Source organism: Patescibacteria group bacterium (assembly GCA_041653535.1).
Lineage (GTDB): Bacteria > Patescibacteriota > Patescibacteriia > JACRDY01 > JACRDY01 > JBAZFH01.
Genome location: JBAZFH010000001.1, coordinates 123,730 through 141,618, shown reverse-complemented (window position 1 = coordinate 141,618; position 17,889 = coordinate 123,730). Strand labels below are relative to the sequence as shown.

The following is a 17,889-nucleotide window of genomic DNA, read 5'->3' as shown; positions in this document are numbered from 1 at the left end:
TTTATATACTGACAACGCCTTTTTCCGCTTTGGTATAGTCAATAATCTTTTGCAATCCCTCTTCCAGTCTCACCACCGGCAACCAACCTAATTTTTCTTTAGCAAGAGTAATATCTGGTAATCCCAACTGGCTCATAAACAACAATGGATCTTCAAAAGTTACTTTTGACTTTGATCCAATCATTTTGATTATTGTCTCCGCTACCTGATAAAGGCTAAATTCATCGGGAGATCCCAAATTTATTGGACCGGACTCGGAAGACTCCATCATTTTAATCATTCCGTCAATAACGTCGGAAACGTAAACTAAAGACGTTTTGAAGTCTTTATCGCCATAAATCACCAAATCTTTATCGTCGAGAGCATTGGTAATAAAATCCGGAATCATTTGTCCGTCAAAAAGAGGCATGCGCGGACCATAGGTGCGAAATATTCTGCCAATCTTAGTATCAAGACTATATACCTGATGATAAGTATTAACAATTGACTCGGAGAATCTCTTCCCTTCGTCATAACAAGCCCGCGGAGACATCATATTAACGCTGCCAACAACATCTTCACTAAAAAACTTACTACCATTTATTCGCGGTCCATAAACCACGGAAGAAGAAGCATGAAAAAACTTCGCTTTGTATTTTAAAGCCACCTCTAAAGCATTATGTGTACCCCAGCTGCTAGTTTCTAAAGTTTTTATCCGCTGAGGTTCGAAATTTTTTACTGACGTTGGACAGGCAAGATTGTAAATCTCAGCTATACCAACAACCTTAACTTTAAACTTATCTAATTCGGGAAATTTTTCCAAATCAAGCGGTTCGACCATATCATGTTTAATAAATTCAAAATTAGGATTGCTTAAAAGATGATTGATATTGCTTTGTGATCCAGAAACAAAATTATCCACACAAACAACGTTGTGATATTGAACTAAATGGTCACACAAATGCGAACCCAAAAAACCGGCTCCTCCGGTAACTAAAATATTTTTACGATTAGCTGACATAAAGATACAAAAATTATCTCCGTCCAGGAGATGTCCCAAAGGGACAAAAAATTAAATTATTATTTCAATTATTACTTTTTAAAAGTCCAGACTCGATGCAAGGAAAAACTTACAAGTAATGACAACGCTATCCCAATTGCCTTTCCTGCTAAATCATACCAGCCAAACACGTCAACACTAATATACAAACACGTCTCTACTATACTAAGCGCCGCCAAACTAACCAATAAAAATTTCAAATATTGCCGCTGGTAACTTAAGCGCTTCTCGTCATGAAAAGTCCAGGTTTTATTAATAATAAAACTGAAAACATTAGCTGTAGCAAAAGCTACGATATTAGCAAACAAATATTGCTCGCCCCAAAAGTCCCAACCTCTGGTCAAATAAAGGTAAATCGTAAAATCTATGGCTGTATTGGCAACCCCTACCAGGCAAAACCTTATTAATTGAAATAACATAAGCACTAACTAATCTATTATAGCAACATTTACACCACCTTTGTAATCTTGACTAAAAGCGGAAAATTCGGTTTTGATAACACCGTTATTATCGAAAATTTTTACCGTCGGAAACACGTTCGTCTTGGTCGTGACGATCTCCAGTTGTCCGTCAAAGTCGTAGTCACCAACCGCGAGATTAATTCCGCTGGCGTATTCTGTGCCAAACGAAAAAAAACGATTTTTAAAACTTCCTGCTACGTCGTAAATATTCACCAAATATTCTCCGACTCCCAAACGACTAACTACTATTTCATCATGATAATCACCGTCAACATCTCCCGCCGCTACCTTGATCCCGCCGCGATATTTTTTATCATCAGCAAAAAATTGCCCCATCACTTTACCACTTTGATTAAAAATACGAATATGCGGTCCTCCGCCCTTACTCGGAGCAGTTACTATCTCGCTTGTACCATCTAGATTAACGTCGCTGGTAGTAACGCTTACGCCGCCATTAAATTTAACATCGTAAGCTAAAAAATTATTTTTTTCTTCACCTAGTAAATCAAAAATTTTTATTTCTGGCTGATACTGACCCATCGGGGCAGTAATAATATCTTCCACACCGTCAGCATCAACATCACCAACCGCTAAATTAACACCTCCGGAAAATTTGGTGCTATAAGCAAAAAATTGACTAATAATATTTCCCTCTTGATCAAAAATTCTGATATGCGGTCCTCCGCCATTACCCGGGGCCGTAATTATTTCTTTTTGCCCATCGCCGTTAACATCGCCTACGGCAACATTTACACCGCCTTTAAAATTTTCAGCATATGCAAGAAAGGTTTTAATATCTAGCGCAAAATTATTAAAAATCTTAACCCAGGGTTTATTACCGCTACTAGCGCCAAACACTAAACCATTCCTTAGATATGTCTTGACCGCTACCGCCGGATCGGTTGAAACCACTGGCTGCAAAACCGGCGTTAAGGCAGGTACGACAACAGTGCTAGAAAAATTTTTGGCGTTGTAATCATATGCCGCTTTTATCGACTTGCCGGCATCAACCAATCCATAACCAAGCTTGCCTGGCAACAAAGGATTTATTGAGTCAATGTTGGTTGCTCCTTGAATTAAAAAATTATAAATCTGCGCCGGAGTAAAATCTTTATTGATTGATTTAATTAACGCTGCCACGCCCGTTACCATTGGAGCCGCCATTGACGTTCCCTGCCAACCACCGCTATAGTAAACATTCAAAACATCTACATTGGAACCCAGGAAAAGCTGGGTGGAAAAAATATCTTCACCGGGAGCCATCAGGTCAATACACTCCTTGCCGTAGTTAGAAAAAGGAGCGATAACATTATTTTTGCCCAAAGCACCGACTCCGGTAACCATCTCGTCACTATTAAACGTACGATAACAAACCGGATAAAAAGGAAACCTGTCCATATCTATGCCGCGATTATAACCATTGCCGTTGCCGGCGGCGGCGGAGATAAAAATACCAGCATTATAAGCATCGTTTAAAGCTTTCTTAAATTCATCGCTCTGCTCTATTCCTTGGAAGCTAAGATTAATAACATCCGCTCCGTTTTTTATAGCATATTTTATCGCTTCAATCGTCGGTCTGATATCAGCGGTACCGTAATTATCTAAAACCCGTAATGGCATGATTTTAACATTCCAAGCGACACCACTTATACCAACATTGTTATTACCTACTGCCCCTAAAATACCAGCGACTATAGTACCGTGGGTAAAAGAATCAATGCTATATCCGTTATCAATCCTAGGCACCGGATCAGCATCACCGTCCAAAAAATCAAAACCGTTAATATCGTCGACATAACCATTACCATCATTATCTATACCATCTTCACCTATTTCATCCATGTTTACCCAAATATTTCGCGACAAATCAGGATGGGTAATATCCACCCCAGTATCGAGCACCGCCACCACTACTTGTTCCGATCCTTGCGTATAATCCCAAGCAGCTGGCAAATTCATTTGACCTAAATGCCACTGCTGATAATAATCAGGATCATTTGGCATCATGGCAGAGGCAGTAAAAGACATGGATAATAAAAACAAAGAAATAACCGCCAAAAAAACAATCCTTCTCTTCTTATAGCTATTCATATGTCTTACATTTTACCCCAAAATAAGATAAAAAACAATTTCTAAAACCCCCTTTTATCGGGGGTTTTAATTTTACTAGATCGTAGCTTCTGTCTAATAAGTAGTAATCTCCTCTCCGTCAGGATAATACTCTGTATCTGGCACAGTAATAATGTCATCCCAATGGTAGCCTAAACCAAGAAAAACCTGTTCATTAGCAATATGTCTGCGATATCCGGATTGAAGCAAAAAAACCTGCGGATAAGTCTTGTATTTAATCAGGGTGCCGTTTAAGTGAGTATAGGCTTTAATAACATCGCTGCCGGTTACCAAACTATTAAGCGTAATTGCGCTTACAGCTTTTATCTTACTCCACTGATAGCCGAGTCCCAAAAAAACCTCACCAGTAGTAATCCAGTGTTTCTGACCATCAGCAACCACGTAAACTTTGGGATCACCGCTGCCTTTTATCAGTTCACCATCATTTACCTTCTCGGCAACTTCAGTTGTTGGAGTAGTAACCACTGGCTGACTAACAACGGCAAGAACAGTTACCCCGTAACTTTTATCTAAGATGTTTCCCGCATAGTCCTCTGTTTTTAACTTAACAGTATAGGTGCCATCCGTAATATCGCTCCACTGATAATCCCAAGTGGCAAAAGCCGATCCATTATCAGTAATATTGATCCAGTTGTCAGTAGCACCAGATTTATTAATACTTATTTTTATCGTAGCAATGCCGGCCGTACCCTGGTCTTTGGCCTTACCGCTAATCTTATAAGCGGTCACACCTTCTAGCTTTTGACCTTCGACCAAATTGGTAGTAATTAGCTGTGGTTGCCAAACATCATGAGTATTTCGACTTACCTGCTCACTGGGAGTAGAGCCCCACTCACTGTTAGTCGGACCATTATTTTTTGAGGCAACAAAAACACCATATTCGCCAGCATCTCGAACTTTATTAGCGTTATCATCATTCAATTGAGGTATCACTGCGGATATACGCTGTCCATCAACGTAAAGAGTGCTCCGAATATCTACTGTAACAAAAACTCGCAAGCCATTTGTTGGTATTGGCTCTTTTAATCCCGACCAAATCCACATTGAATTTTCATAAGCGGCCTCGCCTAAATCCTTATCCGTTCCCCAACCCTGCCAACCAACAGCGCCGGCATCAATCCAAAGCTTTACATTTTCAAATTCCCTGCCAAAATCAGCCGAGCCGGTATTTTTGACTGAAAAAAAGTTTAGTTCATCAACGCTTTTGTCCTCTTTTTGATTTGGTATTAGCGCGTCCATCGCTAAATTGTCCCAAGTAGCGGGATAAACATTAACAGTCTGGGTCAAATAGCTGGTCAAATCCTCCGAAACAAAAGCAAAAGATCCGCTAGGTAAACAAAAAAACGCCGCTAGTAAAATTCCGACAAATAAAATTTTGTTTTTCATATTTTTTAAAAAAGAGTTAAGAACCGATAATTAATAACCAAAATATTATTAATTAGTAATTATTAATTATTTTATTTCCCTCCAAGACGCTTGAGCTGATCTCTGGCATCTTGATTATTTGGCTCGATTATCAAAAGCTGTTGATAATATTGTTTAGCAGTTTCAATGTCTCCCATATCGCTATAATACAGCGCGAGCATTTTTATAAATTCTGCCGGTCGATCGGAATTGTACTGCCAACCGCGTAATAAAATTTCCAATACCGACGGATATTTAGTTTTTATTTTATCTCGATATAAATCAAATAACCGACGATAAACCGGCATCTCCAGCGGATGATTGTTAATTATCCGACGGTACATTTCTTCTGTTTTACCATAGTCGCCTATCGAATAGTATACATCAGCTAAATTGTACAAAACTAAAGTATTGTCCGGCTCTTCAGCTAAAGCTTTTTGGTAAATTTTTATAGATCCTTCTGGATCACCGCCCTGATCACGAAGTCGCGCTAAATCAGAAAGTGCAGTCGGATTTTTTTTGTCGCCGTTACTGTCTTCCAACTTTTTCACTGTTTCTTCGTATTGCTGTTTTTGCTGATCAGTTAGATTAAGTCCCTCTACCGAACCCCACTCCAACTGACCTTCTTTGATATTTGATTTCCATAAAAAAGTACCGGCTAACACTACAAATATCACGGCAACAACTATCTTGGGCCAACGTTTTCTTATAAAATCAGTCATATTTTAAATAAAAAATCTCCTCGTAATAGATTAACTACTATATTATAGCATATTTCGACTTTCGCCAAGAGGGGTGGATAATGAACTACCGCCCCTCTATTTACTGGCTACTTCAGCCGAGACATTAATCTTATTTCAAAAATATTAAGTTGTTAAAACGTCGAGGGTCCGGGGGCGTAAGCTGCGCCGAGCCCCGACCCGTTTCGGTAATTATGGTCTGCAGGGGCGGGGCGGGGTAAGGAAACCTTAAGGTGGTAAGGACATGCGCTTGCTTGCGCCCCCGGAACTCTTTGGTTGCTTTCTAGTTACAGAAAGCAACTGCCCGCCCCTGCCTACCGGCAGGCAGGCGGCATGAGGGCAAAAGATGGGTAACAAGATAAAAATATTTGCTTTATCTATCCAAGGACTACACTTCCAAGAGCACTCTTCTCTTACATGCGGAGTTTTAACTAATTAAAACAAAAACCCCCCGCCATGCAAACTGCAGGACGGGAGGAAAAATAGTTAAATTAACAATTTTTTATCAAACCCGATTTGGTAAAGATTACCAAGTCAAAGTATGACTGTCTGAAGGTAGAGTCTTGACGAGATAACCATTGGTCCAGTCAGAAGACGAGGACGCAACAGTATCAGACCAAGCAGAGTCACCACCAGAGTAATCAGACCACACGAAGTAGTCGTTTTCGGTAGAGTTGGTAACCTGAGCGCGACCATGAGTAGCGCCGGCAGCCAAAGCACCGGTTGTAAGGACTTCACCAGTGGTATAGAGAGTAGTAGTAATGTTGTCGTAGAGAGCGGCATTGGCCACGGTTCCCTTCAAGACATAAGTCTTAGAAGAACCAGCGGCAATGGTCTCAGCCGAACCATCATCAAACTGCACCCATACTTTTTGGTTATTACCCTCAGCTAAGGTACCGCTTTCCAAATCGGTGGCGGTAGCATCAACGATAGTAACATTCAACGGAGTTGACATGTTAGCGGCGTTGTAGAGCTTGAACACACCGAGAGTCAAAGCAGAGGCACTGTCATCGTAAGTTGAGATGTTGAAGCATAGAGTCTTCAACGCAACAGAATGAGCAGCGTCAGCAGCTACCTTGAACTTGAAGACTTGGTTGTCACCAGTGGTCAAAGTAGTGCCAAGGGTTTCCTTGGTTACAGTCGGCTTGGTAGCACGAACAACCATACCACCCTTACCAGTGATATCAGCTGAACCGCTGTCATAGACAGCAGTACCAGAATCTTCACCGGAAGCAGCGAAGTATCCGTTGTCAGTGGCATTATCGTTGTCGATATCTAGCCTTGGCTGTTCACCGCTGTCAGCGCCAGCATTGATGGTGTTAAGGTTACCCTTAACAGTCAACACAGCTACGCCATCTTTAGGAACATACATCTCAAGACCAGAGAACTGGACAGCGCCGCTGGATAGATAACCAGTAGCAGTACCAGTAGTACCATCTTTCTTCGGATATTCGATAACAATGCTGTCAAAGTTATCATCGGTGTTAGCGTTATAAGCAGAAGCGCCTACGTTATAGACAATAATTCTTGCTTTAGTAACGTTGTAACCTTCGCGAGTAGCGGCAAATTTGAATTTGCTCATTACTACGCCAGCATTACCAGCAACGACGATATCAGCATCTGGGGAAGCTGAATCCTGACCAACGGTCAAAGAACCAGCGCTGTAAACGGTATGAGCAACAGTTGGGCTGTCATTATAAGTACCAGTGACATCAACAGTATTGCTGTCTTTGTCAGTAGCGCTAATGGCAGAACCAGCCATCTGAACATAATACATATCATTATCACCTGTACCGGCAGTAGAAGAAACGTCTGTTTTCACAGTTAATTTCTTGGAAGTGCCAGCTGGGACGGTCCAGTTGAGGTTGGTAAATGCTAATACGCCTGCGCTAGTTGGGGAGACAGTAGAACCAACTTGGGTAGTACCATCCCACAAAGAAGCGGACAAAACGACATCATCAAATTCACCAACAGTATAAGAAGCACCACCATCCAAATCGCCATAACCAGTCATGGTTATAGAGTTGACCTTAACAGCGCTCTGGGAACCAGCATCGAAGCTGAAAGCAACGGTGTTGACACCAGTAGCTCTCTTGACCAAGTTCGCAGAACTTGGGGTAGAAGCTAGAGCAACGGTCAAAGCAGATGATTTGACAGTCATGTTGTTACCAGTGTTAACTGCATACGGAACGATGTCAGTAGAGGCAGTTAGATACTGGTTGGTTGATACTTCGCGGATACTGGTGTCGCCAAAGGCAGACAAAGTGGCCTGGAAAGCATCATCAATGAAGTCACCGGAAGTATCCTCAGTGTTACGTACATCGGCTGTGAAGACCAAATTCTTAGTCTCGCCAGCATTAATGACAAAAGAATCAGTAAATGAAACTTCGCCAGTAGTGGTGGCATCAGCAGACACAACGTATTCCTTCGGACCCATAATGGTTTTACCAGCAGTCAAATCAGTGATCTTAAGATCGGTGAAAGTATTGTTGGTAGAACCTTTTACTTTACCATTACCAGTAGAAAGTTTGGCAATAGTGAAGCCGATAGTCTTGACTTCAACTGCTTGATCAGCAGCAGTCATACTAAACTTGTAGAACTCTACATCCTGGGTACCCTTGGCCACATCGGCTTTGAGCGGACCATTGAAAGCAACGGTCACCTTACCACCCTTGGAAGTAACTTCAATGTATTTGGTACCAGTGCTGGAACCATCAAAGGTACCAGAAGTGCTGATATCAACATAAGCACCGATGCCGTAAGTCTTATCAGAAATTACAACATCGATAGCATATTCAACATATGTTCTAACAGTGTAGCCCGAGCGACCAGAGATGTCGCCTTTGACCTGGAAAATTCGGGTAATACCCTGTGGAATAGTATAAGCGCTGTCCAAGACGAAAATCATCTTATCACCAGTCATGCTAGCAGAAGAAGCTACTAAAACATCGTTAGCATATAGCTTCAAATTAGCTAAATTGCTATTACTGGTAGAACCAGCCTGGGTCAAAGCGATTTGAGTCAATTCGAGGTCATGAGAACCAGCGGCAATCTTGAACTCGGATAGGGTTGCGCCAGTCTGTCCGATAATCGGAGAAGCTGGGGTAGTACCCTTGGTGATAGTAGCTGTGGAAACAGCCTGGTTACCAATAGTGATGGCATTACCCTTTACAGGGAAAGTGCCAGCTACGCTAGCGGCGCCAACTACAGCGGCAGCATTGCTGACCTCAAAGTAGTGAACGTCGGAAGCAGTAGGTGAAGTAGCAATATCACCTTTGACCATCAAAGTCTTGGTGGTATTAGCAGCAACAGCTACATTTAAATTGGTAAACACGGCATCATTGGTAGAAGAACCAATGCTGCGACCGCTAGTCAAACGAGTAGCACCATCATACAGATATAGGTTAGCAAAGTCAGATACAGAGCCAACGCCAGTTCTGTGGACGGTTAATTCGGTTAGAGCAGAAGCAGTGGATCCAGCAGTTAAATTAATGCGTAGAAGTTCAACGCCAGAAGCCTTGGTAGGAACAGTCATAGCGCCTGGATTACCAGAAGCTAATGATACAGTCAAAGCGCCAGTACCAACAGTAGCGGTACCACCAGCTTGAGCTGTATTAGTTAGACTACCAAGAGCACCAGTAATTTCAGTACCAGTGGTATAAACCAAAGTATCAGAAATTGTGATGACATCGCTTAATTTAAAGCGATTAGCATTGAAGGCATCCATAGAAGCAAATTTTTGCTTCTTGCCATCAGCATTAATATAGTAAATATCGCCAGAAGCGGCATATTTAACTAAAGAACCTGCTGGGTGAACATCGGAGGTAAAAGCTGCGCCTTCGGTGTAGTTGTTCCAAAAACCATCTGGAACATCTACGACTCTCTTGGCCCAGTTAGCGCCGAATAAAGTTGTAGCACGAGCTTCACTATCTATGTGGCGTAAAACGCCATTTGGGGCAACAGCATAAACCTTCGGATTGGTAGTAATCTTTGCAAGCTTGGTGCCTGGGCGGATTACAACGTTAGTACCGAGAGGAATAGCTTCTAGCTCAGACTGAGAAATAGTCTTAACGCCGGAGAAATCACTGTACCATGAAAAGTAAGTGGCTTCAGTCGGGAAGATATATCTCTTACTGGCGTAGTAGTAATACACAGTCGGGTTGCCGGCCTGCTTGATTAAGTCACCTTCGGCAACAGCAGCTGCAGCGCCAACAGGCAAAAATGCAGCTAAACCGATAGCCCAAAAAATGGTGGCTACAACAACAGAGACGGTGAAACCTTTTTTAATTAGTTTTGTCATAATAGACCTTTTTCTCCATTTGTGTCGTCCAGTACATATTAATGCCCAATTGGAATGCACTAACATATATCCAGACAAGCACATTTTATTAATATTAACCGTGAAAACTTCTCTTGCGAGAATCGACCTTGTTATTTTTCACATATCAATTAATTATGCAAAATCCACCTAAAGTGAACCCTACATATTAATCTTAACGTGAATTAATTAATTATTTTAAATCCTCCAATTGGCTATTTTTGCTGTCTCCCGTTTCTATCTCTTCGCCCTTAACCTCCGGCATTTCAACCTTTACTTTATTTCGTAAATCCTGAACAAAGCTATAAACATCGCCCTGCAAATCTTTTACTGTCGAAGAAATATTAACGATATCTTTCAGTGCCGTTATCGTTTCTCCGCTAGCAAAAGTTTCTTTTACTTTATTAAAGTCGTTTTTTGCAGTTTCTAATTTAACCAAAAATTTACCCAGAGCGTCTCCGGCTTCTTTTTGGACAGATTCTTTGTTCTCTCCGGTAGCACTAGCGGTCAGATCTTTACCCGCTTTGATAGTCACTTCTATATTTTCTATAAACTTACTAATTATTTCCGCTTTTTTATTAAAAATAATAGCGAGCTCCTGCGGAGAAACCGGCACGCTAGTACCGCCAACTTGCTGATATTTTTCCAAAACCACATCAATACTCTTATCAACTACCTGATCGGACGCAAGTATCGCCTCATTTATATCTGACGTTGGAACAGTAGCCTTGTTACCCAAGACCGTGGAATAATCACCAACTTGCTTACTTACCAAAGAGGCGAGTTCGGCTGCTTTTCCCGGTTCACTTTCCTTGTTTATCTTTTCCAAATCGTTCTTTACTTGTTGAATATTTTTCTTATAACCATTTAATGAAGTCTTTATCTTGTCGGCCTTATTAACATCTGACTCGTCTCCCAGACTAATCTGTTCAACTTCCTGCAGTCTTTTACCGGCAAACTCGACTTGCAATTTGGTTTCCGACTCTTGATCAAAAGTAAAAGCTAGCTGAACACGTTCGGATGTTAATTTTACCGGATACAAAAAATCCCCAGGCAAACTGCGATCAGCCCAAGTAGTGGTAACAGAACTACTGGCGATTAAAACCAACATCAAACAAACTACGGCAGTCAATCTATAGGCAAAGCTGGTTGGAAATAATAAACGAAATACGCTCCATGTATAATTAGCCCCGTCTTTGGAAAACATTTCGAAACGAGAACTCTGCTGGGCCTTAACTTGGTATAACAAAATATCCCGGTTCCGTTTGACCCACTCGGAGTCCGGTTGACCGGTTTTAATTTCTTTTAGCTTATTGATGAAATCTTTATTTTTCATCTCTTTCAACTAATTCTTTAAGTGTATTGAGTGCGCGATGAGCCAAAACCCTCACGCTACCGTTGCTTTTGCCAAGCACGCTGGCAATCTCACTAATGCTTAATTCGTCGAAAAACTTCAGGACGATCACCTCACGGTATTCGTCTTTCATCTGACGTAGATATTTTTCTAGCTTTTCTACATCAGAGGCTAGAGCTACCCGCTGGTCTACCGGCATAGTCTTAGTATCGGGTAACTGCTCCAAACTTTCATCGGAATCAGGAATCAATCTTTGCTGCGATCGCTTACGATAGAAATCAATCACGAGATTGCGCGCTACCTGATAAGTGAAAGCGTTTAGATTGTCAATTTTTTTATTCTCAAAAATGTATTCCCAGATCTTCAAAAAAGTTTCGGCGGTTAAGTCTTCAGCTTCCTCACGGGAAGAAACCTTAAAATAAATAAACTGATAAATACGACTGACATATAAATCATAAAAATGACCGAAGATTTCCGGATCTTTGGTCTTTAACTTCATTAACAAGATTTTCTGTGAAATACTGCTCATTTACTATGACGAAATAGCCGTCTTTTTGTTACACCTCGTGCTACATTTGAGGTAAAACAGTGGAATTATTGTAGCTTAAAAGGGCTATGGTAGCAAGGCGGTTATCCACTAAAATAGCCTTGGCACACAGCTCTTAACTGCTAACGACGGCCTTATCTACTATTTAATAACAGCGGCTAATTACTTATACGTATAATTAGACGTATCAGGCGCTAATTTGTTAACAGGAACTAACAAGCACGCCCCCCCCCTGCATACTGATACTTCATACTGTATACTTGTATTTGTCCACTCTATCCTGGACATATATCTTCAAAACATGCTATTATCCCTGTATTAATAACTAAATAAAATTATGAACAACTCTCCTATTCGTCTATCTGTTTCTGAAGCCGCTCGCCTTTTTGGCATTGATCAAAAAACTATTCGCCGAGCTATAAAAAATCAAGAGATAACGTACGTAGTTGTTCGCGGTCGCTACCGCCTTAACTTTGAAAATATTCTTAAGTGGTCACAAAAGAGACCAACGGTAAAAAATAAACTTTCAAAAGAAGGTCTCGGACAGTTTGTAGAAAAATGGAAAATTTCCTCCCCCTTGTATTCCCCTAACCCTAAAAGCTATCCACACACAGATAAAAAATAGTTTCTTGCCGGGAAAGCTTTTTAAAAAACCACTCCTCTTTGGAGCGGTTTTTTATCTTTTAAGTTATAATTTTTTAAGCCTGCACTTGAGACGGCGCTAAGCCTTTTTTAGCTCCGCTTTTTAAAGTTTGGTGATAAAGAACTATGGTCTTTTTTACTATGTCGTCCCAGTTATAATTTTGCATAACAAAATCCCGACTTTCTCTACCAATAGCTTCCACGTTTTTTTGGTTATCCAATAAATGTTTTAGCCTGCTTACTAAATCGTCAATTTGTTTATTACGAAAACTAAAACCATGACCGCGGACTACTTCCAGATTTTCAGTAATATCAGAAGCCAACACCGCCTTGCCGTAAGCCATGGCTTCCAGGATAACTATTGGCAAACCCTCTGATTCAGAAGGTAAAATAAAAGCGTAAGCATTAGCAAAAAGTTGATCTAAGACTTTACCGTTTTGATATCCGGTAAAAATAATGTTTTTACTGCCATAAGACAAGTCGTGCAACTCTTGAACATAATCATCGGTAAAAGCAGAATCACCGACAATAACCAGCTTTTTATCGGTTTTTAGACGATGAAAAGCATTAATCAAATAATGAATGCCTTTGTGCCGGACCAAACGAGAAACCACTAAAAGATAACCGTTTTCCTGCAAGCCAAATTTTTTAGCGATCAGGTCACTGCCGCAATTAACGTTTTTGCGACCAACGCCGTTGGGAATATAGACAGTATCGGTATTATAGATCTGAGAACAATAATATTGTAATGTTTTAGAAACCGTAATGGTTTGATGAGCGAACAAACAAGCCGCACGCTCTCCCAGCTTCAAAAAGGTACGGGCAAATAATCCCCATTTCTGATGTTTGCGATCAATACAATGAAAAGTCGCCACCACCCTGACTTGAGGTTTAAAAATTCGCGGAATAAAAGAAAGTAAAGCCGGACCGACTCCGTGATAATGAATAATGTCATAATCGGAAAACAATGCGTGTAAAGTGGCGATAAAAGTATGAGAAATCGCATCCAAATGTTTAGTTCTGATAGACGGCAGGCTAATTAATTTAATTCCACGAAAGGACTTTTTATCTACTGGCGCATACCAAGGGCGGCAATAAACAAAAACCTTCTGACCAGCCTTAACAAGACGGACAGCTAATTCTTCTACATGCCTTTCGATTCCACCAAATTTGGTAGGAATACCCTTTTGACCGATAAACGCTATTTTCATATATTAAAATTTTATCAATGCGATTAATCATCTTAACATATATAACAATTTTTGTCAACACAAAAAGACTAAAAAAAACAAGGGTATTTCCACCCATGTTTTTTATCTAATTTTAAACATTTTTACTAAAAATTAACTATTCTCCCACGATTAGAAGCTTTTTTATCTCCTGGCAGATTAGTTAATAAGCCCCTAGGGAACCCGCTCAATTAATACTAATCATTATATGTATTTTTGCCAAAAACCTAAAAGCCCTTTGATTTAAAAAAGAGTTGTTGTTATTATAATAAAAAGTGACAAATATTTAGTCTTTAATAATAAATTAATATGAAAAAGAAAAAAGTCGTAATTTGTTCCAGCGCATCTTTTGAAGAAAAAATACTGGAATGGAAAGATAGATTAGAAAAACACGGTTTTGAAGTGTTAAAATATCCTACAAAAATTAAAAACGATTTTCTAAATAGCTACAACAAAGAATTCTCCGAGCATTACAATGCCATAACTAAGGCAGATATCGTACTAGCCCTAAACTTTGAAAAAAAGGGTATTGCTGGCTATATAGGAGCTGGCGTATTTGCAGAAATGGCGTTCGCTTTAGGACTAAACAGAGCTTTAAATAAAAAAATAGAAGTATGTTACATAAACCATATTTCGAAAAATGAAATGCCCTATTCTGATGAATTAGCTTTATGGCAAGATCTCGGTTGGATAAAACCTTTTGAGCGATAAACTAAAAAAAAGTCGTGTTTTCAAGACACAACTTTTGAATTTTAAATTTATTACTGCCAATTGTCAGTAATAAATTTTTCGAGTTCGCTATAAGAAACTTCAACCTGATGAAAGTCTTCTGCGCTCCCCCACCAATGATAATTATTATGATAGATGTGGAATCTACTCCAGTCTTCAATATTTTCAGGAATTAACAAGCCGAACTTGCTTGCATTATTGAAAACATACGATCCTGGAAGAGGGGTGAAACGAAAAAGAGAAACCCTGTCAATCATACCACCGATGTCTTTAAGGAGCGAAATAGTCTCTTGGGTACTCGACATGTCTTCCCCGGGAAAACCATGTACTAGGAAAGCTTTTACCTTGATACCCAGGGAAAAAGACAGGGTGATGGCTCTACGTATTTGATTACAAGAGATGTTCTTACCCATGGCTTGGAGCATTCGCTCACTCCCGGACTCTATTCCAAATTTAAGTTCGAGACATCCAGCATCTTGCATGACCTCAAGCAATTCGTAGTCAACTGTATCAACTCGAGAGAGCGCAGACCAGGCTAGCCCGAGACCACCTATCTCCTTACACAAGACATTAACTGCCCTTTTGTCGACCACAAAATTGTCATCAACAATTGCAAACCCATTGATCTGATATTCACGCTTTAAGTACTCGAGTTCGGTTTTTGCATTAACACCAGAACGATATTGTAACTTCTTTTGCATTACAGCACAAAAGCGACAGGAGAAGGGGCAACCCCTACTTAACATTATATGTGTCATACGAATATCGGTGCCTGCCAACCGATTATTCATAATAAAGTCTGACTCGTCAAGCAAATGTCTGGCAGGAAAAGCAAGCCAATCAATATCTTTATCTAGAGGACCTGCCTGGTTTATGACCAAAGATTGACCACTAAAACAGCAGACGCCACTTACTCGAGAAAAATCTTTATCATGGCAAGCATTAACTATATCAACGATAGTTCTTTCACCACATCCGATCGCTACCACATCGGCTTTAAAATCAATAAAGGTTTTTTGGGGATAAAAACTAGGGTGAACACCGCCCACAGCGATTACAACATCTTTTGAATAGCGAGCTAAAAATCTTACATTTTTAAGAAGATTGTATGTCGCTGAAGCTGGTATACTAAAACCAACCACATCATAACCCCTAAAATCATATTGCTCATCCCCGCTAACGGTCTTAAATATCTTAACTTCAATATTATTTTTTTCAAGAAAAGAAGCGAGATACAATACCCCAAAAGGAGGAAATTCTTTTCTTTTTTCCTTGAAGTGAGCAAGGTCATAAACCTCTGGATACACTAACGCAACTCTTGCCGTCGTATTCATAGATGTCTCCTTTATTTGTTGTCAAAGACAGAAAAATTTTTCTGTTGTACTGACTAAAAAATATACTATAATAATATTTTTGTCAACACAAAAAGACTAAAAAAACAAGGGTATTTCCACCCATGTTTTTTATCTAATTTTAAACATTTTTACTAAAAATTAACTATTCTCCCACGATTAGAAGCTTTTTTATCTCCTGGTAGATTAGTTAATAAATCGCCCAAAAATAACTCAAGTTTTCTGCCACTTACCTCGTCGGTAGCGCTAATTTTCACATCTTTAGCAATAATAGCATTCTGCCCTAACTGACTAACTAACGGCGTTAGCTCCAAAGAAAAGTTGGCTATCGCCGGGATACTTTTTATTCCCACGGACGACTCGAGTCGAGGTAAACGCCAAATCATTTCTCGAGTCTTAGAATTAAATTCCAGCCCCGATCCAGTATTAACACTTTCTTGCCCCGTCCAAATAACATTATTTGGTAACACACAGCTAACCCAAACGTCTTTAACGGCATTAAAAGCATTGCTAATTTGCCAAAACATCCGATACTGAGTAGGAATGCCCACAACCGGTGGCAACGGACCGATGCCTAGCTGCTCCCCCTCTACCGTGTAATAGCGAGCAAAAGATTCCAGCTCTAAGTTAGCGCTAAACGACTGTTTGATCGCCGGCAGTTCTGCATCAACGGTCAGATGTTGACCCTGGTAATCTACCGCGTAGCTGACACGAGGAGTTATTTCCAAATCTCTGACGCTATTTTGTTTTTTTGTTTTAACACTAAAGGCAATCTCCCCTTTTTGTCCCATAGTAAGAGCGCCGATGTCTAAAGTTGCATTACTGCCGTCCCAAACTGCTTTTTGACCAGATTTCCAAGTGCTGACATCAAATACGGCGGGAGAAAAATCGAGTTTAACTTTAGCGTCAGCAATATCAAAGTCTTCTTGGTTTTGGTAATTGAGTAGATAGTTCACTTCTTCGCCCGGTATCGGCCAATATTTATCTGCTCCATTTACCTGGACGGCAAGAGAAAAATGAGGATGAAATATCTTAACCGTTGATTCTTTTTTATCCAAAAGCAAAGCCTTGCCATTATGAAAGCCGTAGAGCTGAAAACCAATATTTCCTTCTACAGCCTCGGCTGGCATATTAAAACTGGCACTACCAGACAAATCTTCTTTGACTCCGGTTGTCAAATCACCTAGTGTCCAAAAATTTTTGGATAGCTGTGGTTTGGTCGCCTTCACCGCTAGACCGTCACCAGGGACAATCAACAGTCTTGCCTTATTAATATCCGCGTCATAGTTATTTTGACAATTAAGCTGAAAATCAAAGTCACTACCGTTAGTAACCAACGGCGGCAAGATAAATCCGCAATCAAGCATTGAACCAGAAATTTTATAGATAGCAGAAGTAATATTTTCTTCCCGCCAACTAACCACCCGATCATTTATCGTTCGCTCTTGGGTATAATCAAGGCGAGCGTAAATTTTTTCTGTCGTATCGTAATTTCCCCAATTTTCACCTAATAATTCCAATTTTTCGCTGGTTCCGGGTTTGATCTCGCCAATTAACAAACTACTACTGACAACATCATACTGACCGTTAGAAGTTTCTTTAAGGACAAAATCCTCAGGTAACTGCAAAGACAACTTAGCGTCGACTAAACGACCATTTTTCCTGGAATTATCATAATTTATTACTATTTTAGTCTGAGCACCATTTAATACTTGTTTTTCTACTTTAATATTCATATCTACACCCAGAGACACCGCCCATTTTGTAAAAACTACGGTGATATAAATATTAAATACGATCAAAAACACCACCCCTAAAAACAATACCGTATCGGCGACAAGATGTTTTTTGTTAAATTTATAGCGAACCTGATAGCGTTTGCCTAGGCGGCGAAAAATCAAACGAAATGGTCCGAAAGTTAAATCAATTACGCCTTTCATATTT

Annotated in this window: 13 protein-coding genes; 2 read left to right on the top strand and 11 right to left on the bottom strand. The window is 40.1% G+C overall.

Annotated elements, in window-relative coordinates:
• Position 1 precedes the first annotated feature (1 nt).
• The 8 genes from WC310_00690 to WC310_00655 all read right to left on the bottom strand — a co-directional run bounded on the left by WC310_00690 (position 2) and on the right by WC310_00655 (position 11,975).
• Positions 2 to 1,000 (bottom strand): GDP-mannose 4,6-dehydratase, encoded by a 999-nt coding sequence (locus tag WC310_00690; GenBank protein MFA5358322.1) that lies wholly within the window; start codon positions 998 to 1,000, stop codon positions 2 to 4.
• A 71-nt stretch (positions 1,001 to 1,071) separates the two neighbouring features.
• The gene (locus WC310_00685) at positions 1,072 to 1,458 is read right to left on the bottom strand and encodes a GtrA family protein (protein ID MFA5358321.1); all 387 of its coding nucleotides are present in this window, start codon (positions 1,456 to 1,458) and stop codon (positions 1,072 to 1,074) included.
• Positions 1,459 to 1,467: 9 nt separating this feature from the next.
• A complete protein-coding gene (locus WC310_00680) occupies positions 1,468 to 3,591 on the bottom strand; it encodes a S8 family serine peptidase (protein ID MFA5358320.1) in 2,124 nt (707 codons plus the stop codon).
• A gap of 93 nt (positions 3,592 to 3,684) precedes the next feature.
• On the bottom strand, positions 3,685 to 5,016 hold the full coding sequence (locus tag WC310_00675) for a hypothetical protein (protein MFA5358319.1): 1,332 nt from the start codon (positions 5,014 to 5,016) through the stop codon (positions 3,685 to 3,687).
• Between the two features lie 71 nt (positions 5,017 to 5,087).
• A complete protein-coding gene (locus WC310_00670) occupies positions 5,088 to 5,756 on the bottom strand; it encodes a tetratricopeptide repeat protein (GenBank protein ID MFA5358318.1) in 669 nt (222 codons plus the stop codon).
• A 544-nt stretch (positions 5,757 to 6,300) separates the two neighbouring features.
• Positions 6,301 to 10,074: a hypothetical protein gene (locus WC310_00665; protein MFA5358317.1), complete on the bottom strand. Its 3,774-nt coding sequence runs from the start codon at positions 10,072 to 10,074 to the stop codon at positions 6,301 to 6,303.
• A gap of 211 nt (positions 10,075 to 10,285) precedes the next feature.
• Positions 10,286 to 11,428 (bottom strand): DUF5667 domain-containing protein, encoded by a 1,143-nt coding sequence (locus tag WC310_00660; GenBank protein ID MFA5358316.1) that lies wholly within the window; start codon positions 11,426 to 11,428, stop codon positions 10,286 to 10,288.
• Positions 11,418 to 11,975, bottom strand: coding sequence for an RNA polymerase sigma factor (locus WC310_00655; protein MFA5358315.1), 558 nt, complete (start codon positions 11,973 to 11,975; stop codon positions 11,418 to 11,420). The genes WC310_00660 and WC310_00655 overlap by 11 nt, the downstream gene beginning before the upstream one ends.
• Before the next feature lie 355 nt (positions 11,976 to 12,330).
• On the opposite strand from WC310_00655, the gene WC310_00650 reads away from it, so the two are divergent.
• The gene (locus WC310_00650; GenBank protein ID MFA5358314.1) at positions 12,331 to 12,618 is read left to right on the top strand and encodes a helix-turn-helix domain-containing protein; all 288 of its coding nucleotides are present in this window, start codon (positions 12,331 to 12,333) and stop codon (positions 12,616 to 12,618) included.
• Between the two features lie 73 nt (positions 12,619 to 12,691).
• Here the strand turns inward: WC310_00650 and WC310_00645 are convergent, their stop codons facing one another.
• The gene (locus tag WC310_00645) at positions 12,692 to 13,846 is read right to left on the bottom strand and encodes a glycosyltransferase family 4 protein (protein ID MFA5358313.1); all 1,155 of its coding nucleotides are present in this window, start codon (positions 13,844 to 13,846) and stop codon (positions 12,692 to 12,694) included.
• Between the two features lie 327 nt (positions 13,847 to 14,173).
• Between WC310_00645 and WC310_00640 the strand changes: the two genes are divergently transcribed.
• Complete coding sequence (locus WC310_00640; GenBank protein MFA5358312.1) at positions 14,174 to 14,575, top strand: hypothetical protein; 402 nt, start codon at positions 14,174 to 14,176, stop codon at positions 14,573 to 14,575.
• A 50-nt stretch (positions 14,576 to 14,625) separates the two neighbouring features.
• On the opposite strand, the gene WC310_00635 is transcribed toward WC310_00640, so the two are convergent.
• Both WC310_00635 and WC310_00630 read right to left on the bottom strand, forming a co-directional pair.
• Positions 14,626 to 15,927: a radical SAM protein gene (locus WC310_00635; protein MFA5358311.1), complete on the bottom strand. Its 1,302-nt coding sequence runs from the start codon at positions 15,925 to 15,927 to the stop codon at positions 14,626 to 14,628.
• Positions 15,928 to 16,079: 152 nt separating this feature from the next.
• Entirely contained in the window at positions 16,080 to 17,885 is a 1,806-nt protein-coding gene (locus tag WC310_00630) for a hypothetical protein (GenBank protein ID MFA5358310.1), read from the bottom strand.
• Between the last annotated feature and the right edge of the window lie 4 nt (positions 17,886 to 17,889).